At 54.4% G+C, this 19,872-nt stretch carries 17 protein-coding genes; 12 read left to right on the top strand and 5 right to left on the bottom strand.

From position 1 onward, the window contains the following. Positions 1 to 74 precede the first annotated feature (74 nt). From soxR to ABLU67_RS04595, 4 genes are all read left to right on the top strand, one after another. The gene (gene soxR, locus ABLU67_RS04610) at positions 75 to 533 is read left to right on the top strand and encodes a redox-sensitive transcriptional activator SoxR (RefSeq protein WP_004097815.1); all 459 of its coding nucleotides are present in this window, start codon (positions 75 to 77) and stop codon (positions 531 to 533) included. A 257-nt stretch (positions 534 to 790) separates the two neighbouring features. Then, positions 791 to 1,459 carry a glutathione S-transferase gene (locus tag ABLU67_RS04605; protein ID WP_014227554.1) on the top strand — a complete coding sequence of 223 codons (669 nt, stop codon included), beginning with the start codon at positions 791 to 793 and terminating at the stop codon, positions 1,457 to 1,459. 389 nt (positions 1,460 to 1,848) lie between these two features. Beyond that, positions 1,849 to 3,198 (top strand): NCS2 family permease, encoded by a 1,350-nt coding sequence (locus ABLU67_RS04600; RefSeq protein WP_004097818.1) that lies wholly within the window; start codon positions 1,849 to 1,851, stop codon positions 3,196 to 3,198. Positions 3,199 to 3,345: 147 nt separating this feature from the next. Further along, on the top strand, positions 3,346 to 4,992 hold the full coding sequence (locus tag ABLU67_RS04595) for a Na+/H+ antiporter (RefSeq protein ID WP_004109468.1): 1,647 nt from the start codon (positions 3,346 to 3,348) through the stop codon (positions 4,990 to 4,992). 48 nt (positions 4,993 to 5,040) lie between these two features. Here ABLU67_RS04595 and ABLU67_RS04590 read toward each other — a convergent pair whose 3' ends face one another. Further along, complete coding sequence (locus ABLU67_RS04590; RefSeq protein ID WP_025107691.1) at positions 5,041 to 5,922, bottom strand: LysR family transcriptional regulator; 882 nt, start codon at positions 5,920 to 5,922, stop codon at positions 5,041 to 5,043. 103 nt (positions 5,923 to 6,025) lie between these two features. Between ABLU67_RS04590 and ABLU67_RS04585 the strand changes: the two genes are divergently transcribed. The 7 genes from ABLU67_RS04585 to ABLU67_RS04555 all read left to right on the top strand — a co-directional run bounded on the left by ABLU67_RS04585 (position 6,026) and on the right by ABLU67_RS04555 (position 13,283). Next, on the top strand, positions 6,026 to 6,436 hold the full coding sequence (locus ABLU67_RS04585; protein ID WP_004097823.1) for a CidA/LrgA family protein: 411 nt from the start codon (positions 6,026 to 6,028) through the stop codon (positions 6,434 to 6,436). Beyond that, positions 6,429 to 7,118: an LrgB family protein gene (locus ABLU67_RS04580; protein WP_046876820.1), complete on the top strand. Its 690-nt coding sequence runs from the start codon at positions 6,429 to 6,431 to the stop codon at positions 7,116 to 7,118. Before ABLU67_RS04585 ends, ABLU67_RS04580 begins: the two co-directional genes overlap by 8 nt. A 597-nt stretch (positions 7,119 to 7,715) precedes the next feature. Continuing rightward, positions 7,716 to 8,255, top strand: a complete 540-nt coding sequence (locus tag ABLU67_RS04575; protein WP_032747511.1) for a fimbrial protein — start codon at positions 7,716 to 7,718, stop codon at positions 8,253 to 8,255. Positions 8,256 to 8,316: 61 nt separating this feature from the next. Further along, the gene (locus tag ABLU67_RS04570) at positions 8,317 to 9,003 is read left to right on the top strand and encodes a fimbrial assembly chaperone (RefSeq protein WP_025107688.1); all 687 of its coding nucleotides are present in this window, start codon (positions 8,317 to 8,319) and stop codon (positions 9,001 to 9,003) included. Next, the gene (locus tag ABLU67_RS04565) at positions 8,957 to 11,545 is read left to right on the top strand and encodes a fimbria/pilus outer membrane usher protein (protein ID WP_348850863.1); all 2,589 of its coding nucleotides are present in this window, start codon (positions 8,957 to 8,959) and stop codon (positions 11,543 to 11,545) included. Before ABLU67_RS04570 ends, ABLU67_RS04565 begins: the two co-directional genes overlap by 47 nt. Beyond that, positions 11,542 to 12,156: a fimbrial protein gene (locus tag ABLU67_RS04560; protein WP_077254480.1), complete on the top strand. Its 615-nt coding sequence runs from the start codon at positions 11,542 to 11,544 to the stop codon at positions 12,154 to 12,156. Before ABLU67_RS04565 ends, ABLU67_RS04560 begins: the two co-directional genes overlap by 4 nt. Positions 12,157 to 12,179: 23 nt before the next feature. Then, on the top strand, positions 12,180 to 13,283 hold the full coding sequence (locus tag ABLU67_RS04555; protein ID WP_025107685.1) for a type 1 fimbrial protein: 1,104 nt from the start codon (positions 12,180 to 12,182) through the stop codon (positions 13,281 to 13,283). A 38-nt stretch (positions 13,284 to 13,321) separates the two neighbouring features. Here the strand turns inward: ABLU67_RS04555 and actP are convergent, their stop codons facing one another. From actP to acs, 3 genes are all read right to left on the bottom strand, one after another. Continuing rightward, the gene (gene actP, locus ABLU67_RS04550) at positions 13,322 to 14,971 is read right to left on the bottom strand and encodes a cation/acetate symporter ActP (RefSeq protein WP_025107684.1); all 1,650 of its coding nucleotides are present in this window, start codon (positions 14,969 to 14,971) and stop codon (positions 13,322 to 13,324) included. Further along, a complete protein-coding gene (locus ABLU67_RS04545) occupies positions 14,968 to 15,282 on the bottom strand; it encodes a DUF485 domain-containing protein (protein WP_025107683.1) in 315 nt (104 codons plus the stop codon). The genes actP and ABLU67_RS04545 overlap by 4 nt, the downstream gene beginning before the upstream one ends. Positions 15,283 to 15,462: 180 nt before the next feature. Then, a complete protein-coding gene (gene acs, locus ABLU67_RS04540) occupies positions 15,463 to 17,421 on the bottom strand; it encodes an acetate--CoA ligase (protein ID WP_047724829.1) in 1,959 nt (652 codons plus the stop codon). A gap of 411 nt (positions 17,422 to 17,832) precedes the next feature. On the opposite strand from acs, the gene gltP reads away from it, so the two are divergent. Further along, the gene (gltP, locus tag ABLU67_RS04535) at positions 17,833 to 19,146 is read left to right on the top strand and encodes a glutamate/aspartate:proton symporter GltP (protein ID WP_004109428.1); all 1,314 of its coding nucleotides are present in this window, start codon (positions 17,833 to 17,835) and stop codon (positions 19,144 to 19,146) included. Between the two features lie 36 nt (positions 19,147 to 19,182). Here the strand turns inward: gltP and ABLU67_RS04530 are convergent, their stop codons facing one another. Next, positions 19,183 to 19,866 carry a tetratricopeptide repeat protein gene (locus ABLU67_RS04530; protein ID WP_014837150.1) on the bottom strand — a complete coding sequence of 228 codons (684 nt, stop codon included), beginning with the start codon at positions 19,864 to 19,866 and terminating at the stop codon, positions 19,183 to 19,185. Positions 19,867 to 19,872 lie beyond the last annotated feature (6 nt).

The raw sequence follows: 19,872 nt of genomic DNA, 5'->3' as shown, positions 1-19,872 counted from the left end.
CTCTCAATTCTCGATTCGTCGTTTTGTCTGCGGGCGAGTATAATTCCTCAAGTTAACTTGAGGTAAAGCGCTTTATGGAAAAGAAATCACCCCGCATCAAAATGCTGCTGACGCCCGGCGAAGTGGCAAAACGAACCGGCGTGGCCGTCTCCGCGCTGCACTTTTATGAAAGTAAAGGGCTGATCCACAGCCAGCGCAACGCGGGCAATCAGCGGCGCTACCGGCGCGACGTCCTGCGCGCGGTGGCGATCATTAAGATTGCGCAACGCATTGGTATTCCGCTGGCGACCATCGGCGACGCGTTCGGCGTACTGCCGGAAGGGCATAACCTCAGCGCCAAAGAGTGGAAGATGCTGTCGTCCCAGTGGCGGGAGGAGCTGGACCGGCGCATTCATACCCTGACCGCGCTGCGCGATCAGCTCGATGGCTGTATCGGCTGCGGCTGTCTGTCGCGTCGCGACTGCCCGTTACGCAACCCGGGCGATAAGCTGGGTGAAGAGGGGACCGGCGCGCGATTGCTGGAGGATGACTAAAAAACTAAAGCGCCACAACAGGGCGCTTTAGTTGTTTTCCGGTCTTGGTCTTTCGCACTATCCCGCTGGTACGCAGGAGGGTTTCCCCCGACGTCGGCTCACCTCAGTATTGCGCAATCTTTGATGGAGGTTCCGGTTTGCGCCGACAATTTAAGTGTGGCTCTTTTCTCTGAATTTGCCTCTTCAGTTTGCCGAAAAATTCCCGGCATCCGCCGCCTGTTCCTATAGTTAATTTGAACAAACAGCGGGAGAGGCCCATGTTAACGGTACATCATCTCAATCAGTCACGATCGCAGCGCGTGTTATGGGCGCTGGAAGAGCTGCAGCTGCCTTATCAGGTTGTCTCTTATCAGCGTGGCAAGGATATGCTCGCACCGGCGGAATTAAAAAGCGTTCATCCGCTGGGTAAATCGCCGGTGGTTGAGGATAACGGTCACATTCTGGCGGAGTCCGGCGCCATTCTGGAATATTTACAGGAAACCTATGATAGCGCCCGGCGCTTAAAACCTGAGTCGGTGGAAGATAAGCTGCAATATCGCTTTTGGCTGCACTACGCCGAGGGGTCGCTGATGCCCCTGCTGCTGATGAAGCTGGTGTTTGCCAGCCTGGGCAAACCGCCGGTGCCGTTTGGTATGCGCACGCTGGGTAATGCGTTGGGCAAGGGGGTACAGAAGGCCTGGCTTAACCGCCAGGTGGACACCCATGCCCGCTTTATTGAAGCGCACCTTTCCCGCCAGCGCTGGTTTGCCGGCGCTGAGCTGAGTATGGCCGATATTCAGATGAGCTTTCCCGCGATGGCGCTGCTGGCGCGCGGCGGCGTGGAGAATTTACCCCATCTGACGCAGTGGGTTCAGCGCGTGGAGCAGCGCCCGGCCTGGCAAAAAGCGGTTGAGCGCGGGGGGCCGTTCACCTTACCCGGCGAATAAACTATTACTAAAGCCGATGACCGGGGAAAATTGCTATCAGCGCAATACAAAAATGTTACCGGATTGCGCATGGACGATAACGTTTGCGCATCGGCTGGTTATTTCCTGAACGTCATAAGCGAAATTTAGGGAAATACGACAAACTTCAGTTGAAAAGGCCCGTCTAAAGGCTGGATAATCGTTTGCCTTTTTATTTTGCTCATCATTTCCTCTGCTGACAGAGGGGAGCAAAGTCATTCTTCACACCGTACTGTATGCGCGGAGTTAAACGTTTGCTTTTTCGCGGCCCCTGGCGCTGCGATGTAGCACAAGGAGATCGCGTTTAGCTGGCAGTGGATGGTCCACCACGCATTCGGACGAACGATAAAAATTCTCAGGGGAAGTTTTCTATGTCTACGCCTTCAGCGCGTACCGGCGGTTCATTGGACGCCTGGTTTAAAATTTCTGCTCGCGGCAGTACCGTGCGTCAGGAAATCGTTGCCGGTCTTACCACCTTCCTGGCGATGGTTTACTCCGTCATCGTGGTGCCGGGTATGCTCGGCAAAGCGGGTTTTCCACCGGCTGCGGTATTTGTTTCCACCTGTCTGGTTGCCGGCGTCGGCTCGCTGGTGATGGGGCTGTGGGCGAACCTGCCGCTGGCGATTGGCTGCGCCATCTCCCTGACCGCGTTTACCGCCTTTAGCCTGGTACTGGGTCAACAGATCAGCATTCCGGTCGCGCTGGGCGCGGTGTTCCTGATGGGGGTCCTGTTCACCGTGATCTCCGCGACCGGCATTCGTAGCTGGATCCTGCGTAACCTGCCGCAGGGCGTGGCGCACGGTACGGGGATTGGTATCGGTCTGTTCCTGCTGCTGATTGCCGCCAACGGCGTGGGCCTGGTTATCAAAAATCCGCTGGATGGTCTGCCGGTGGCGCTGGGTAATTTTGATAGCTTCCCGGTGATTATGTCGCTGGTCGGGCTGGCGGTGATTATCGGCCTCGAAAAACTGAAAGTGCCGGGCGGTATCCTGCTGACGATTATCGGCGTCTCGATTATCGGCCTGATCTTCGATCCTAACGTTCACTTCTCCGGTATCTTCGCCATGCCGTCGCTGAGCGACGATAAAGGCAACTCGCTGATCGGTAGCCTGGATATCGTGGGCGCGCTGAACCCGGTGGTGCTGCCAAGCGTGCTTGCGCTGGTGATGACCGCGGTGTTTGACGCCACCGGAACCATCCGCGCGGTGGCCGGCCAGGCGAACCTGCTGGATAAAGACGGGCAGATTATTAACGGCGGCAAAGCGCTGACCACCGACTCCCTGAGCAGCGTCTTCTCCGGCCTGGTCGGGGCGGCGCCGGCGGCGGTGTATATCGAATCCGCTGCCGGTACTGCGGCGGGCGGCAAAACGGGCCTGACGGCAGTGACCGTCGGCGTGCTGTTCCTGCTGATCCTGTTCCTCTCTCCGCTCTCGTATCTGGTGCCGGCTTATGCCACCGCGCCGGCGCTGATGTACGTCGGCCTGCTGATGCTGAGCAACGTGGCGAAAATCGATTTCAACGATTTCGTCGACGCGATGGCGGGCCTGATTACCGCGGTCTTTATCGTGCTGACCTGCAACATCGTGACCGGCATCATGATCGGCTTTGCGTCGCTGGTGATCGGTCGTCTGGTGTCCGGCGAATGGCGTAAGCTAAACCTGGGTACGGTGATCATCGCCGCGGCGCTGGTTATCTTCTACGCCGGCGGTTGGGCGATTTAACTTTTCCTGCTAACAACGGGCGGCTTTGGCCGCCCGTTTAATTTTTAAGCCACATCCTGTTTCCTTTTGCGTTAATCTGAGTAGCGTATTATGCCGAGACATGACGCCTCAGATGTAAAAAAAAGACACGCAGCAAACAGGGAACACATGGAAATATTCTTTACCATACTCATCATGACCCTCGTGGTCTCTCTCTCAGGGGTGGTTACACGCGTACTGCCCTTTCAGGTTCCACTCCCCTTAATCCAAATTGCCATCGGCGCGCTGTTGGCCTGGCCTACCTTCGGATTGCACGTTGAATTCGACCCCGAACTCTTTCTGGTTCTGTTCATTCCGCCGCTGCTTTTTGCCGATGGCTGGAAGACGCCAACCCGTGAGTTCATAGAGCATGGACGGGAAATTTTCGGTCTGGCGCTGGCGCTGGTGGTGGTAACGGTGGTCGGTATTGGCTACCTCATCTACTGGATCGTGCCGGGTATTCCGCTGATTCCGGCTTTTGCTCTGGCGGCGGTTCTGTCGCCAACGGATGCCGTGGCGCTGTCGGGAATTGTCGGCGAAGGGCGCATTCCGAAAAAAATAATGGGCATTTTGCAGGGCGAAGCGCTGATGAACGATGCCTCCGGCCTGGTCTCCCTGAAGTTCGCCGTTGCGGTGGCGATGGGCACCATGGTCTTTACCGTCGGCGGCGCGACGGTGGAGTTCTTCAAGGTGGCGGTCGGCGGTATTCTCGCGGGCTTTGTGGTCAGCTGGCTGTACGGGCGCTCGATGCGCTTCCTCAGCCGCTGGGGCGGCGATGAACCGGCAACGCAAATTGTGCTGCTGTTCCTGCTGCCGTTCGCCTCTTATCTGATCGCGGAGCATATCGGCTTTTCCGGGATCCTGGCGGCGGTCGCCGCGGGGATGACCATTACGCGTTCCGGGGTGATGCGCAGCGCGCCGCTGGCGATGCGCCTGCGCGCCAACAGCACCTGGGCGATGCTGGAGTTCGTGTTTAACGGCATGGTCTTCCTGCTGTTGGGCCTGCAGCTGCCGGACATTCTTTCCAGCTCGCTGGTGGCCGCAGAAGCGGATCCCAACGTCGAAACCTGGATGCTGTTTACCGATATCATTCTGATTTATGCCGCCCTGATGCTGGTGCGTTTTGGCTGGCTGTGGACGATGCGCAAACTGAGCCAGCGTTTCCTGAAAAAGAAACCGATGGAGTTCGGCTCCTGGACCACGCGCGAGCTGCTGATCTCCTCCGTCGCCGGCGTTCGCGGGGCGATTACCCTTGCCGGCGTACTGTCTATTCCTCTGCTGCTACCGGACGGCAACGTCTTCCCGGCGCGCTATGAGCTGGTGTTCCTCGCCGCCGGGGTGATTCTGTTCTCACTGTTCGTCGGCGTGATTGTGCTGCCGATTCTGCTGCGCCATATCGAGTCGACCGACCATGTCCAGCAGCGCAAAGAGGAGCGTCTGGCGCGGGCCGCTACGGCGGATGTGGCGATTGTCGCGATTCAGAAAATGGAAGAGCGTCTGGCTGCGGATACCAAAGAGAATATTGATAATCAGCTGCTGACCGAGGTCAGTTCGCGGGTGATTGGTAACCTGCGTCGTCGCGTTGATGGCCGCAACGATGTTGAAACGTCGATGCTGGAGGAGAGCCTCGAACGCCGGTTCCGCCTGGCGGCGCTGCGTTCCGAACGCGGTGAGCTGTACCACCTGCGCGCCACCCGGCAGATCAGCAACGAGACGCTGCAGAAGCTGCTGCACGACCTCGATCTGCTGGAAGCGCTGCTTATAGAAGATCAGTAACGCCGTACCTGTTCCCCGGGTCAGGCGTTGACGCCGCGACCCGGGGACTTACTTCAGCCAGAACGCCTTACTGCACTCCAGCCACGCTCGCGCGCTGTGCGACAGATAAACGCCTTCCCGCCAAATCATCCCCAGCTCCCAGCGCAGATCGCTCTGCAACGGCATCCAGCAAAAGCTCTGCGGGTCGAGGCGCTGGCAAATCGGCTCCGGCAAAATCGCGATGCCAATCCCCGCCTGGACCATGGCGGCCAGAAAATCCCACTGTCCGCTGCGCACGGCGATGCGCGGCTTAACATCATGCTGAGCAAACAGCCGCATCAGCTGCTGGCTGAGGGCGAAATCCTCGTTGTAAATCACCAGCGGATGCGCGGCGAGCGCCTGCGGCGACAATGACCTGAGGCCCTCCCATTGTGCCGTTCTCGGCGTCAGTACGCAGAGCGGATGGCTGAACAGAGATAGCGTCGTCAGGCCGCTGGCCTCATCAACCGGAAGTGCCGTCATGGCTAAATCCAGTTCGCCGTTGCTGACCGCCTGCTGCACGGTCAATCCGCCAAACTCGGAGATTTTCAACTCGATACCCGCATAGCGCTGGCGAAAGCGGCTAATCGGCTCGGCCATCAACATGCCGACCATCGGTGGGATCCCGAGACGCAGTACGCCTTTGTGCAGATGATTAATATCGCTCAGCTCCGACTCCAGCTGGTGAAATTCGCCAAGGATGGCCTGCCCGCGCTCGAAAACCACGCGTCCGGTATCGGTCAGCAGCAGCCGGCGACCGTCGCGGATCAGCAGCGTGCAGTTCAGCTCATCTTCAAGGTTTTTAAGCATCTTGCTGATGGTGGGCTGCGTGACGAACAGTTTCTCCGCCGCGCGGGTAAAGCTTTGCTGGCGAACCACTTCGACAAAATAACGCAGCGTTCGGATATCCATAATTATTCCCTGAGACTATACCTGTGATGATTTTAATTCATTTCTGCCGCGCCGGGCGGCTCTCTATACTGCACGCCTGTCTTCTTTTTCAGGAATACCGCTCATGGCCTTTGCGCCAGCTCGCGTGACGCCCTTCGTTATGCAACGTCTTCAGGTACCGGTTCAGGTCCTGATCTACGCCGGACTGTTCGTCTGCGCTGAATATTTAGTTAACTGGCTGCACCTGCCGCTTCCGGCGAATCTGGTGGGCATGCTGATGATGCTGGCGCTGATCGTCTGCCGGGTGATTCCTTTAAACTGGGTACGCGCCGGAGCCCGCTGGCTGCTGGCGGAGATGCTGCTGTTTTTCGTACCGGCGGTGGTGGCGGTCGTCAACTACGCGCAGCTGCTGATGGTTGATGGCTGGCGTATCTTTCTGGTGATTGGCTTGAGCACTACGATGGTGTTGGGCGCCACGGCATGGGTGGTTGATAAAGTGTATCGCTATGAAGTCAGCAGGATGAAACATGAGTGATTTTCAGCTGAGCCTCCTGTGCCTTCTTGTCACGCTGGGACTCTATTTTGCCAACAAGCGGCTTTATCGCCGCTTCCATAAACTGCCGCTGATGCCGCTGGTTTTCACCCCGATCCTGTTGGTCATGATGCTGGTATTCGGCCATATCTCTTATCAACGCTATATGGGGGAGACCCACTGGCTGCTGTGGCTGCTGGGCCCGGCGACGATCGCCTTTGCCGTGCCGGTATACGACAACCTGGCGATTATTAAGCGCCACTGGATGTCGCTGACGGCTGGCGTCACTACCGCCTCGGTTGTCGCGGTGACCAGTTCGGTGTGGCTGGCGCGATTATTTACCTTGCCTGATGAGATCCAGCGCAGCCTGGCGGTACGCTCCGTTACCACCCCCTTTGCGCTGGCGGCAGCCAAACCGCTGGGCGGCCAGCCAGATTTAGTCGCTCTGTTTGTCGTGGTCACCGGGGTATTCGGGATGGCGGTAGGGGATGTACTGTTTCTGCGTCTTTCTATTCGCGAAGGTATGGCAAAAGGGGCCGGATTGGGTGCCGCATCGCACGGCGCGGGTACCGCACGATCCTACGAGCTTGGCCCTCAGGAGGGCGTGGTCGCCAGCCTGGTGATGATGCTATCCGGAGTGGTGATGGTGCTGGCCGCGCCGCTGGTGAGATGGGCCATGTTCTGAACTCCTTTTTAATTAATCAACGCATACTCGCTAAGGTACTTTTCCATATCTCACGACTATTTATACTCATATGAATAGTCATTTCATCTTATCGAGATGAACGGTTAATTAAATATTCGTATTTGTAAGATAATCCGATGATATCATAGGTTTTATCCTTATTTGTCCCCCTCTTAAATTGTAATTAAATGTTTCAATTTGAGGTTTTTTTGATATTAATGAAGAATGTGAATATGTGAAATGATATTTTTTATGAATAAGTTTAATGTTTAACGCTATGATTTTATTTGGTTATTTATAATATATATATTGTATTGATTGGTTCAAAGTTATTATTCATTTGAGATGATTCACATATGGTTATTGAGAATAGTCTCGATTTTAGATACCTTATTGACGTGAGCTTTTATTATTGAATGGATTCATGTGGAACTAAAGCTCTTGTATTTATAGGTTAGTAATATTAAATGCAGGTTACTCACTCCCCATGCACATTATCGGCTTATAGTTTTAGCTGATGTCTGGCTTCATTCTCTAATAGACGCCATAAAACAATTGATGGATTGATTGTTAATCTTAATAAAAAGGGGAATACCAATGAACTTCAGTACCAAAACTCTTGCCAAAATATTAGCCTTATCTGCCGGCTGCGCTCTGGTTAATCTGTCTCAGGCCGCGAATACCATTACTTTTAAGGGTAAGGTCTCCGACACTACCTGTACAGCCACTATCGATAATGGCGTTTCGTCCATTGATATGGGGACCTCATCGGTAGCCGATCTGGATGCGAATATCTACGGTGCGGCGAAGAGTTTTTCTTTCACTTTAACCGGATGCCCTAAGACTACAGACGGCGGTACCAGTGTGGCCAAAGTGACGTTTGGTGGCGAAGCGGACACGACGAATAGCGATTACTTCAGGAACCAGGCGACAGACTCACCCGCTACCGGCGTTGCGGTGGCGATTTTTGACAACAAGGGTGCCCTGCTGAAGAACAATACGGAAGGTGCTGACGTCGATATTACCTCCGGCACCGCGACCATTCCTTTTACCGTCAAACTGGCTAAATCTGGCGCGGATGCTCCCACCAAAGGGGCGGTGCAGACAACCGTGACTTACAACGTTACCTACTATTAATTTAGCGTCATATAAACCGACAAAAGGGAAAGCTCGCCGCTTTCCCTTCCTGGACTCTACCATGAAAAAATTAGCTTACTTAATCTGTTTTTTTTCCTGCATGTCTGTCGCACAGGCCAGCGTGGTGGTGGGGGGCACGCGAGTCATATTCGATGGTACCCAAAAGGCGGCGACGGTCTCTGTGCAAAATAAGGATAACGTGACAAATATCGTACAGTCCTGGATCGCGGTTGTGGATGAGGCATCACCAGCAAAAGATTCCTTTATTACCACCCCTCCGCTGTTTCGCCTGAAGGCCGGCGAACAAGGGTTTGTCCGAATCCTCCGCTCAGGTAAACCGCTGCCCGAAGAGCGAGAGTCGATGTTTTGGCTGAATATTAAAGGTATTCCCGCTATGGATAGCGCGCCGGACAAAAACATGGTGCAGTTTGCCATTAACTCGCGGATTAAACTTATTTTTCGACCAGCGGCATTAAAAAATGCCATACCGGAAAAGTTTGCCGAAAAACTGCAGTGGTCTGCTGAAGGCAGAGATATTAAAGTTAAAAACCCCTCGCCATTATATATGAACTTTTCTGATATTACGGTTAATGGTAAGTCAGTTCCTGAAGCATGGTTTGTTGCGCCTTTTTCAACCATAAAAATACCGGTAGCAAACACATCTTCACCAGGGAAAAAGAAAATCACATGGAGCGTGATCAATGACTATGGAATGCCGGGACCAAAATATACCGCCATCATTCAATAACGTTGGACAGAATTTTACATTCCTGTTGAAACGTGGCTACGTTGCCATTATTTCCTGCTTTATCACTATCCCGTTACCCGCTATCGCAGGTGAGTATTTCAATCCTCACCTGCTGGAGGTCAATGAAACCGGTACAACGGCCGTCGACCTGAGCTATATTTCCCAGGAAACCGTCCCGCCGGGCGAATATAACCTTGATGTTTATATTAACGACGAATTTATTGCTTCCGAATCAATCAGCTTCACGCAACAGAGTGAAGATCGTGACGCTTCTTCACCCTGTATCAGCGTCGCGCATCTGAAAGCGTGGTCAATCAAAACGGAAAATTATCCCGAGCTCACGGTCGCGGGTTCCCGCTGTGCCCGACTATCCGCAATCCCTGGATGGGGAACCACGGTATTACTTTCACAACAGCGCGTTGATTTTAACGTACCTCAGGTCGCGGTGATGCATCATCCGCGGGGATATGTCCCTGAAAGCCGGTGGCAACAGGGTATTACCGCGGGGCTACTTAACTATAATCTCTCCGGGCAAAAGACCGATCCGCGGCACGGCGGCGAAGCGACGTCCAGCCAGTTTGTGAGCCTGCAGCCGGGTTTAAACGTCGGGCCGTGGCGTTTACGGAACTACAGTACTCTCAACCATAATGATGACGGCAACCACTGGGACTCGGTCTACAGCTATATTTCACGTGATATCCAGGCCCTGAAAGGCCAGCTGATCCTGGGCCAGACCTATACGTCATCAAGCGTGTTCGACAGTATTAGCTTCACCGGGCTACAGCTGAACTCAGATAAAGAGATGCTGCCGGATAGCATGAATGGTTTTGCGCCGGTCATTAAAGGCATCGCCCGCACCACCGCCGACGTGACGGTCTATCAGAACGGATACAGCATTTATAAAACAACGGTTCCCCCTGGCGCGTTTGAAATAAACGATCTTTACCCAACCGGGAGCGCGGGCGATCTGAATGTGACGGTAAAAGAGTCCGATGGCAGTGAACAGAGCTTTGTGGTGCCTTTTGCTTCGCTGGCGATTTTGCAGCGCGAGGGCCAGATAGATTACGCCCTGAGCAGCGGTAAAACGCGTTCGGGGAGTTCCGGCGGAAAAGAATATAGCTTCCTGCAATCTAACATTGCCTGGGGAGCATCGAGCAACGTCACGCTGTATAGCGGTTTTCAGCAGCTGGAGAACAAATACAGTAATGTTATCCTGGGCGCCGGGCTTAACCTGGGCACGATCGGCGCGCTCTCCCTCGATGCGTCCCAGTCCCGGGCGGATATAAAAGAGACGCCAACGTCGAATCACACGTCATCCAGCGAAGGGCAATCTTATCGCGTGCGCTTTAGCAAAGATATTCCGCAGACGGGAACCAACTTCTCCGTTGCCGGGTATCGTTATTCAACCCATGGCTATTATTCTCTGCAGAATTTTATTGATAGGTCGAATGCGCATAGCGGGTGCTGTTCATCAACGGGGCGGACTAAAGATCGTTTTGACGCTTCAGCCTCTCAGACTCTCTCAGGGTATGGTTCACTCTCCTTCTCTTTGGTCAGTGAATCTTATTGGGATAATTCACGCATGGAGTCGTTGGGCGTGAGCTACAGCAATACCATTGGCCGCATTTCCTATTTCATTAACTATTCCTATAGTCGAAATGTCCAGAGTTCAGGCCAGAATAGCGATAGTTCTCAGATCAGCGATAACCTTATTTCACTCACGGTGAGCGTGCCTTTTGGTGCGGATATCTCGGCCAGCTACAATATGAACAGCAGCCGGATGGGCGACACGACCCATAGCCTGGGTTTAAGCGGTTCGGCTTTTGCGGACCGTTCTCTGAACTGGAATATGCAGGAGGGTTACAATGCCAGCGCTAAAAGGACTTCCGGCAACGTCAATCTCAACTATCAGGGTTCAAAAGGTGAAGTCACCGCGGGATACGGGTATGACAGCTATAGCGCCCACTATAATTACTCGCTACGCGGTGGGATGCTCGCCCATTCCAGTGGAATAACGCTGTCACGCTATCTGGGCGAAAGCGTTGCGCTGGTTGAAGCGCCTGGCGTCAGCAATATTGCGGTGCGCGGGCAGACTAACGTGATGACTGACTCTGCCGGATACGCCGTTGTACCCTTCGTACGACCCTACCATGAAAATAATCTCTCTCTTGATGAACAGCAGGTCTCGGGAGCGGAAATCGATAATATTGCCAAAACGGTGGTCCCGACGCGCAATGCGATTGTAAAAGTTAAATATAATACCTGGATTGGCTATAAAGCGATGATGACTTTGCGTTTTAATAATAAAGAGGTCCCTTTTGGCGCCGTTATTACATTAGATGATGCAAGCCAGCAACCTCAAGAAAAACGCAGCACTATCGTAGGGGATTCCGGACAGGCCTATCTGACCGGGCTATCTGAAAAAGGCCGGTTATTTGTGAAGTGGGGTGATAGCAAAAATAGCCAATGCTATGTTAACTATGATTTATCCACCAATAAATCGGTTGATGATATCGTTTTTTATGCAGCGGATTGCCGATGATGAATAACTGGATGATTGCCTTGATACATAAATTAAGAATGGAATTAATGAGGGTAAATAATGGCGGGCGATTAATGAAATCGTTCGAGGTATTTATTATCACTATCGGACTTGCGTTGATGTTTGTAAGGCCAGCCTGGGCTTATGACGCCAATAGTACTGTTAATTTCAATATCACCGGTAAGATTGAAGAGCCCGTATGTGAGGTATCGGTAAAACCCTCCAGCGCTATCGATTTAGGAACGGTTTCCTATCAAAGTTTGAGCGGTAAACCGGGCGCGAGTAGCGCGGCTAAGATAGTTTCAATCGCCTTTGATAATTGCTCAAAGGGTACGGCGTCAGTGACGCTAATGTTTAGCGGTATTGTATTTGTTGGCAACGATATCAATGTATATATGAATGAGCTTTTTTCTGGTGCTCAGGACGTGTGGCTACAGTTGCAAAGCGCGGTGGACCAGAAAAACCTGGGACCAGGTGATAGCTATACCTATTTTTTCACTGATGGCGCTGAACATGTTTTTAATATGATCGCAAGAATGTATACGCCGAATGGTCGGGTGACGGCGGGCAGTGTCTCCTATACGGTCACGTTCAATGTTGCCTATAAATGATCTATTTTCGCCAGGGAAGAACTATGAAGACGTTAATTTTATTGCTGCTGGCCTGCTTATTACCGGCTTACAGTTGGGCATGCCAAACGGGTGCAAACTCGGGCGATATCGCTTTAACTAATTTACCTCCACAGATACTGGTTAATGCCGGTAGCTACTCGGCGGGGACCATCCTTTATGATTCAGGGCAGATAACGCATCCAACCACCTCCATTACGGATTGTCGGGGTTGGTTATATGCACTGTTCGGATGGAGCTCGGGGAATGCGGGCACCTTAGTGGGGGATAACATCTACTCGACCTCCGTGCAGGGTATCGGTATTCGCGTCAAATTCTGGCTCAATATCACAGGTGAATATGGTGGTGATAACGATGATTTTAATGCTGACTACAGCGTTCATCATATCGGTGATGCAGACTTGTATCTGGGAAAACCTAATGGATCTTTTGATGACAAGGCAAGCACATATTATGCGCCAACGTACCAGGTCCAGCTTGTGGCAACGGGGGGAGCTATTGCCAGTAACAGCACGCTGACGCTGGCCGATCCGATTTCCACGGTTTCTATTCTGGATCTTGACGGAACGATGGCTATTTCCCAGCTGCACGTGACGGGCTCGACAAAAATCCAGCTGACCCCGATGGGGTGTTCGGTTGATTCGACCGCGCTGAATTTCCAAATGGGCTCAGTGAAAACAAGTGAGTTTAATCTTTCTAACAAAGCTGGCTCAGCTCAGCAAACGCTGACCCTAACCTGTGAGCCGGGAACATTCGTGGCGATGCGCGTTACGGCGCCAGAAGCGGAGGGTGATAATTCCGATCATACCGTTATTGCGTTAACGTCCGGCGAAAACGTAGCGACCGGCGTTGGAGTACAGCTGAATCTTTATAACACACCATTAATCGTGAATAATGCAATCTACAGGGTATTTTCAGAATCGAAAAGAACGACTGTGACCAACCCCGGCTCGGAGGCCAGCTATACAATATTCACCGATCCTGATAATCCCGGCGGGGCGGCGGCATCGAACGTCCTGACGTTTACCGCGAACTATTACAAAACCGGATCTAACGTGACGCCAGGCACCGCGAATGCGAGCGGAACGATAACCTTTATCTACCAATAAAATATTCCCCGACCGGCAGGCCGGGGAACGGGCAATGATTAATGCGCCTGGCCTTTCTCGATGCCGATACCGGTCTGCGAACGGATAAACTGAGCGCGGAACAGCTCGCGCTCGCGCGCGCCTTCCGCTGAGCTATCGGTGGCGGAGAAGAACCAGATACCGATAAAGGCCACGGCGATAGAGAACAGCGCCGGATATTCATACGGGAATATCGCCTTTTCGTGACCGAGGATCTGCACCCAGATGGTCGGGCCGAGGATCATCAGAATCACCGCGGTCAGCAGACCCAGCCAGCCGCCAATCATCGCCCCGCGGGTGGTCAGCTTCGACCAGTACATCGACAGCAGGATAATCGGGAAGTTACAGCTGGCGGCGATGGAGAACGCGAGGCCGACCATAAAGGCGATGTTCTGATTCTCGAACAGGATGCCCAGCAGAATCGCCACCACGCCGAGGATCAGCACGGTAATCTTCGACACCTTCAGCTCCTGACGCTCGGTCGCCCCTTTACGGAACACGTTCGCATACAGGTCGTGAGAGACCGCCGACGCGCCAGCCAGCGTCAAGCCAGCGACCACCGCCAGAATAGTGGCGAAGGCCACGGCGGAGATAAAGCCGAGGAACAGGTTACCGCCGACCGCGTCCGCCAGATGCACCGCCGCCATATTGTTACCGCCGATAAGCTGACCGGCCGCGTCTTTGAACGCCGGATTCGCCCCCACCAGCATGATGGCGCCGAAGCCGATGATAAAGGTCAGAATATAGAAGTAGCCCATAAAGCCGGTGGCGTAGAACACGCTCTTACGCGCTTCTTTGGCGTCGCTCACGGTGAAGAAGCGCATCAGAATATGCGGCAGACCCGCGGTGCCGAACATCAGCCCGAGGCCTAGCGATAGCGCCGATATCGGGTCTTTCACCAGTCCGCCGGGGCTCATAATCGCCGAGCCTTTCGGGTGGACCGCCATCGCTTCGGTGAACAGATTATTGAAGCTGAAGCCGACGTGCTTCATCACCATAAAGGCCATAAAGCTGGCGCCGAACAGCAGCAGGACGGCTTTGATAATCTGCACCCAGGTGGTGGCGAGCATGCCGCCAAAGAGGACGTAAAGCACCATCAGCACGCCGACCAGCACCACCGCAATGTGGTAGTTGAGGCCGAACAGCAGCTGGATAAGCTTACCCGCGCCGACCATCTGGGCTATCAAATAGAGCGCCACCACTACCAGCGAACCGCAGGCGGAGAGGGTGCGGATCGGCCCCTGCTTAAGACGATAGGACGCTACGTCGGCAAACGTGTAGCGGCCGAGGTTACGCAGGCGTTCGGCGATAAGAAACAGAATAATCGGCCAGCCGACGAGGAAACCGAGCGAGTAGATCAGCCCATCGTAGCCGGAGGTGTAAACCAGCGCGGAAATGCCGAGGAACGAGGCCGCCGACATAAAATCGCCGGCAATCGCCAGCCCGTTCTGGAAACCGGTGATATTGCCGCCCGCGGTGTAGTAATCGCTGCGCGAACGTACGCGTTTTGAGGCCCACCAGGTGATATAGAGCGTCAGGGCGACGAAAATCAGGAACATGATAATCGCCTGCCAGTTGGTCGGCTGGCGCTGTACCGCGCCGGTGAGAGCATCCGCGGCATTGACGGTCAACGGGAGCGTGGCGGCGAGCGCCGTCAGGACTTTCTTCATGATGCTTTTACCTCGCTGAGAACGCTTTTCGTCAGCCGATCAAATTCACCATTTGCCCGCCAGACGTATATTCCGGTTAAGACGAAAGAGATAACGATCACGCCGATACCAATCGGAATACCCCGGGTGACGCTGGTTCCCGCATGCAGCGGCGTGCCCAGCCAGCCGGGGGCGAAGGCGATAAGCAGAATAAAGCCCACATAAATCACCAGCATAATCAGTGACAGGATGGCGGCAAACCTTTGCCGGGCTGCAACAAGCTCCTTAAAATGCGCACTATTTTCTATCCGCTGACAAATCTGTTCGTTCATCGTAGCGTCTCCAGAGGTTCCCTTTCGTCATTCACGCGCCGGTCGTCGGCAACACTCATCCGCCCGGCAGTTAACTGTCGGGAATCAGCCTGTTTACCGCTTTCCTGCTACCTGAAATCCTTGGGGAGTCGTAATTATATCCTCTCCCCTGGTGGGGAGAGGGTGTAGGGGATCGTTGGTTTACGATGGCATAGCGATGGCCTGCTTCTCTTCGAGCAGTTTTTCCACCACGCCAGGATCGGCAAGCGTTGAGGTATCGCCGAGGTTACTGGTATCGCCCGCGGCAATTTTGCGCAGAATGCGGCGCATGATTTTGCCCGAACGGGTTTTTGGTAACGAATCGGTCCAGTGCAGCACGTCCGGCGTCGCCAGCGGGCCAATCTCTTTACGTACCCAGTTGCGCACCTCGGCGTACAGCTCCGGCGTCGGCTCTTCGCCATGGTTGAGGGTCACGTAGGCGTAGATGGCCTGGCCTTTGATGTTATGCGGAATGCCGACCACCGCCGCTTCGGCGATTTTCGGATGCGACACCAGCGCCGATTCAATTTCGGCGGTACCCAGACGGTGGCCGGAAACGTTCAGCACGTCATCGACGCGGCCGGTGATCCAGTAGTAGCCATCTTCGTCACGGCGCGCGCCGTCGCCGCTGAAGTACATATTTTTAAAGGTGGAGAAGTAGGTTTGTTCGAAGCGTTCGTGGTCGCCAAACAGCGTGCGCGCCTGGCCCGGCCAGGAATCGGCGATCGCCAGGTTCCCCTCGGTCGCGCCTTCCAGCGGCGCGCCTTCGTTATCCACCAGCACCGGCTGGACGCCGAAGAAGGGACGCGTGGCGGAACCGGCCTTCAGCTCGATAGCGCCGGGCAGCGGGGTGATCATAAAGCCGCCGGTTTCGGTCTGCCACCAGGTGTCCATCACCGGGCACTTCTCGTTGCCGATCTTCTTCCAGTACCACTCCCAGGCTTCCGGGTTAATCGGTTCGCCGACGGAGCCGAGAATGCGCAGGGAAGAGCGGTCGGTGCCTTCGATGGCCTTATCGCCCTCCGCCATCAGCGCGCGGATCGCCGTAGGGGCGGTATAAAGAATGTTGACCTGATGCTTATCGACCACCTGGCACATACGCGCCGGGGTCGGCCAGTTCGGTACGCCTTCGAACATCAGCGTCGTCGCGCCGCAGGCCAGCGGGCCGTAGAGCAGGTAGCTATGGCCGGTGACCCAACCGACGTCGGCGGTGCACCAGTAGATGTCGCCCGGATGATAGTCGAACACGTATTTAAAGGTTGACGCCGCATAGACCAGGTAGCCGCCGGTGGTGTGCAGCACGCCTTTTGGCTTACCGGTCGAACCGGAGGTATAAAGGATAAACAGCGGATCTTCGGCGTTCATCTCTTCGGGCTGGTGTTCCGCGCTGGCTTTCTCGATCAGATCGCTCCACCACAGGTCGCGGCCTTCCTGCCAGTCGATTTTGCCGCCGGTACGTTTGAACACCACCACGTTTTCGATGCTCTTCACGTTCGGATTTTTTAGCGCGTCGTCGACGTTCTTTTTCAGCGGGATAGCGCGGCCGGCGCGCAGCCCTTCATCCGAGGTGATCACCAGGCGAGAGTTGGAATCGATGATACGGCCGGCGACCGCCTCCGGCGAGAAGCCGCCGAAAATGACCGAATGGATAGCGCCGATACGCGCGCAGGCCAGCATGGCCACCGCCGCTTCCGGCACCATCGGCATATAGATAGCCACGACATCGCCCTTTTTAATGCCCAGATCGAGCAGGACGTTGGCAAAGCGGCAGACATCGCGATGTAGCTCGCGATAAGTGATGTTTTTGCTCTGGCTGGCATCGTCGCCTTCCCAGATGATGGCCGTCTGGTCGCCGCGCTCCGCCAGATGGCGATCGAGGCAGTTAGCGGCGAGGTTCAGCGTACCGTCTTCATACCACTTAATGGAAATATTGCCCGGCGCGAACGAGGTGTTTTTCACGCGCGTATAGGGTTTTATCCAGTCAAGGATTTTGCCCTGCTCGCCCCAGAAGGCGTCAGGTTCGGTGACGGACTGCTGATACTGCGCCTGGTACTGTTCCGGGTTAATCAGGCAACGTTCCGCAATATTAGCGGGAATAGAGTGTTTATGTATTTGGCTCATGGCTTTTTTTCTCCTGTAGGTTGTTAAATATATGTCAAATAAACGTTAATAGTAGGGGCTTTGGCGGCTTTGTTTGCTATTTGGGGGGCAGATCACGCAATAATTAAATTGAATGAAAAGCAATCAAATGAAACTTTGATATGAAATAATTTCTGAAGTGGATTTATAGAAAATGAATATATTAAATATTTTTTATAACAAATACTTATGCAACATAAGGTGGGGATATTAGCGGGTTTATGCATAAAACCAGAGTAAACCGCTGTTCTTAAAGACTTGCGCAGCATGCCGTGCAAATGATACTGATATTGCGCGTTAAATAACCCTATAAAGCAACGCAACACAATTCATACCCCTTTCAGTGGGTGCCATTACCTCCCGGAATGGCGCTTTTCATCGAGGAAGTCTGTAGTGAAGAAAAAAACAAAAGTCAGCCTGGCCTGGCAAATTTTGCTGGCTCTGGTGCTGGGCATACTTCTGGGCAGTTACCTGCATTACCATGCCGAAAGCCGTGACTGGTTAATCTCAAACCTGCTGACCCCGGCAGGCGATATCTTTATCCATCTGATTAAAATGATCGTCGTACCGATCGTCATCTCGACCTTGGTGGTCGGTATTGCGGGCGTGGGCGATGCGAAGCAGCTGGGCCGTATCGGCGCGAAGACCATTATCTATTTTGAAGTGATCACCACGGTGGCGATCGTGCTGGGGATTACTCTGGCTAACGTCTTCCAGCCGGGGAGCGGAATCGATATGTCGCAGCTGGCGGCGGTGGATATTTCGAAATATCAAAACACCACGGCGGAAGTGCAGAGCCACGCGCATGGCCTGATGGGCACGATCCTCTCGCTGGTCCCGACCAATATCGTGGCCTCGATGGCGAAAGGCGATATGCTGCCGATCATCTTCTTCTCGGTGCTGTTTGGTCTGGGCCTCTCCTCGCTGCCCGCCACCCATCGCGAACCGCTGGTAACGGTGTTCCGCTCTATCTCTGAAACCATGTTCAAAGTGACGCACATGGTCATGCGCTATGCGCCGGTGGGCGTGTTCGCGCTGATTTCGGTGACCGTGGCGACCTTCGGCTTCGCCTCGCTGTGGCCGCTGGCGAAGCTGGTGATTCTGGTTTATTTCGCCATTCTGTTCTTTGCGCTGGTGGTATTAGGCATCGTGGCGCGGGTGTGCGGACTGAGCATCTGGACCCTGATCCGCATTCTGAAGGATGAGCTAATTCTGGCCTACTCTACCGCCAGCTCCGAGAGCGTGCTGCCGCGGATTATTGAGAAGATGGAAGCCTATGGCGCGCCGGCGTCAATCACCAGCTTCGTGGTGCCGACCGGCTACTCCTTTAACCTTGATGGCTCAACGCTGTATCAGAGCATTGCGGCGATCTTTATTGCCCAGCTGTACGGTATCGACCTCTCCATCTGGCAGGAAATTACCCTTGTGCTGACGCTGATGGTGACGTCGAAAGGGATTGCCGGCGTACCGGGCGTCTCCTTCGTGGTGCTGCTGGCGACGCTGGGCAGCGTGGGCATTCCGCTGGAAGGTCTGGCGTTTATCGCTGGCGTTGACCGTATCCTCGATATGGCGCGTACCGCGCTGAACGTGGTGGGCAACGCGCTGGCGGTGCTGGTGATCGCCAAATGGGAACACAAGTTTGACCGCAAAAAAGCGCTGGCGTACGAGCGTGAAGTGCTGGGAAAATTTGATAAAACGGCGCAATAAAACAGAAAGCCCGGTGACATCGCACCGGGCTTTTTCTTATCTTTTACTGATCCTGTCGAACTCTTCACAGCCGGTATCAAACCCCTCCTGACAGCTGACGTTGAGCCAGTGCAGCGCTTTCTGCTTGTTGGGTTCGATAAAGCCTTTTTCTCCCTGCTGGAAAAGCATCCCGGCCCAGTATTCAGCGTAGCCGGTGCGGGAGAGGGCAGAGCTCTCTTTAAAATACTGCGTCGCCTTTACGTCATCTTCCGGGGGATGAACGCCGCTGGCGTAGATAAGCCCCAGCAGCATCTGGGCGTCGACGGCTGAATCGCTTTCCGGATCCTGGGCGGCATGCTGTAACAGGGAGATGGCGTGCGGATAGTTCGGCGTACCGGCCTGCTGGTTCACCAGCACCCGGGCGAGGACTATTTCTCCCGCCCTGCTGCCGGTCTGCACCGACTTTTCCGCCAGCGCTTTCGCCTGGCGGTAGTCGGCCTGCTGCGGATTGCGGATTTTGAGCTGAGCCAGCAGCGCCAGCGCATCGCCGTCGCCCTTGTCTGCCGCTTTCTGCGCCCAGTATTCAGCCTGCGGAAAATCGCCGAAGCTGACGTAAGTGTCGGCCAGGTAGTACTGCGCGCGCGGGTCGCCCGCTTCGGCCAGCGGTTTGTACTGGCTGCCGGGTTCCATGGCGCCTGCGGCGACGCTTGCCATCACCAGCAGTAAATAGAGGTATTTCATTTTTTA

The organism is Klebsiella sp. GN_Kp190, assembly GCF_040061795.1.
Lineage (GTDB): Bacteria > Pseudomonadota > Gammaproteobacteria > Enterobacterales > Enterobacteriaceae > Klebsiella > Klebsiella michiganensis.
This window is presented reverse-complemented; position numbering and strand designations above follow the sequence as displayed.

Bases quoted from the DNA above. Each gene is read 5' to 3' on its own strand.
- ABLU67_RS04590 (WP_025107691.1), bottom strand. From the start codon at position 5,922: ATGGATATCCGAACGCTGCGTTATTTTGTCGAAGTGGTTCGCCAGCAA.
- ABLU67_RS04555 (WP_025107685.1), top strand. From the start codon at position 12,180: ATGAAGACGTTAATTTTATTGCTGCTGGCCTGCTTATTACCGGCTTAC.
- ABLU67_RS04570 (WP_025107688.1), top strand. From the start codon at position 8,317: ATGAAAAAATTAGCTTACTTAATCTGTTTTTTTTCCTGCATGTCTGTC.
- ABLU67_RS04530 (WP_014837150.1), bottom strand. From the start codon at position 19,866: ATGAAATACCTCTATTTACTGCTGGTGATGGCAAGCGTCGCCGCAGGC.
- ABLU67_RS04560 (WP_077254480.1), top strand. From the start codon at position 11,542: ATGATGAATAACTGGATGATTGCCTTGATACATAAATTAAGAATGGAA.
- ABLU67_RS04565 (WP_348850863.1), top strand. From the start codon at position 8,957: ATGACTATGGAATGCCGGGACCAAAATATACCGCCATCATTCAATAAC.
- soxR (WP_004097815.1), top strand. From the start codon at position 75: ATGGAAAAGAAATCACCCCGCATCAAAATGCTGCTGACGCCCGGCGAA.
- ABLU67_RS04580 (WP_046876820.1), top strand. From the start codon at position 6,429: ATGAGTGATTTTCAGCTGAGCCTCCTGTGCCTTCTTGTCACGCTGGGA.
- ABLU67_RS04600 (WP_004097818.1), top strand. From the start codon at position 1,849: ATGTCTACGCCTTCAGCGCGTACCGGCGGTTCATTGGACGCCTGGTTT.
- actP (WP_025107684.1), bottom strand. From the start codon at position 14,971: ATGAAGAAAGTCCTGACGGCGCTCGCCGCCACGCTCCCGTTGACCGTC.
- ABLU67_RS04585 (WP_004097823.1), top strand. From the start codon at position 6,026: ATGGCCTTTGCGCCAGCTCGCGTGACGCCCTTCGTTATGCAACGTCTT.
- ABLU67_RS04545 (WP_025107683.1), bottom strand. From the start codon at position 15,282: ATGAACGAACAGATTTGTCAGCGGATAGAAAATAGTGCGCATTTTAAG.
- ABLU67_RS04595 (WP_004109468.1), top strand. From the start codon at position 3,346: ATGGAAATATTCTTTACCATACTCATCATGACCCTCGTGGTCTCTCTC.
- ABLU67_RS04575 (WP_032747511.1), top strand. From the start codon at position 7,716: ATGAACTTCAGTACCAAAACTCTTGCCAAAATATTAGCCTTATCTGCC.
- acs (WP_047724829.1), bottom strand. From the start codon at position 17,421: ATGAGCCAAATACATAAACACTCTATTCCCGCTAATATTGCGGAACGT.
- ABLU67_RS04605 (WP_014227554.1), top strand. From the start codon at position 791: ATGTTAACGGTACATCATCTCAATCAGTCACGATCGCAGCGCGTGTTA.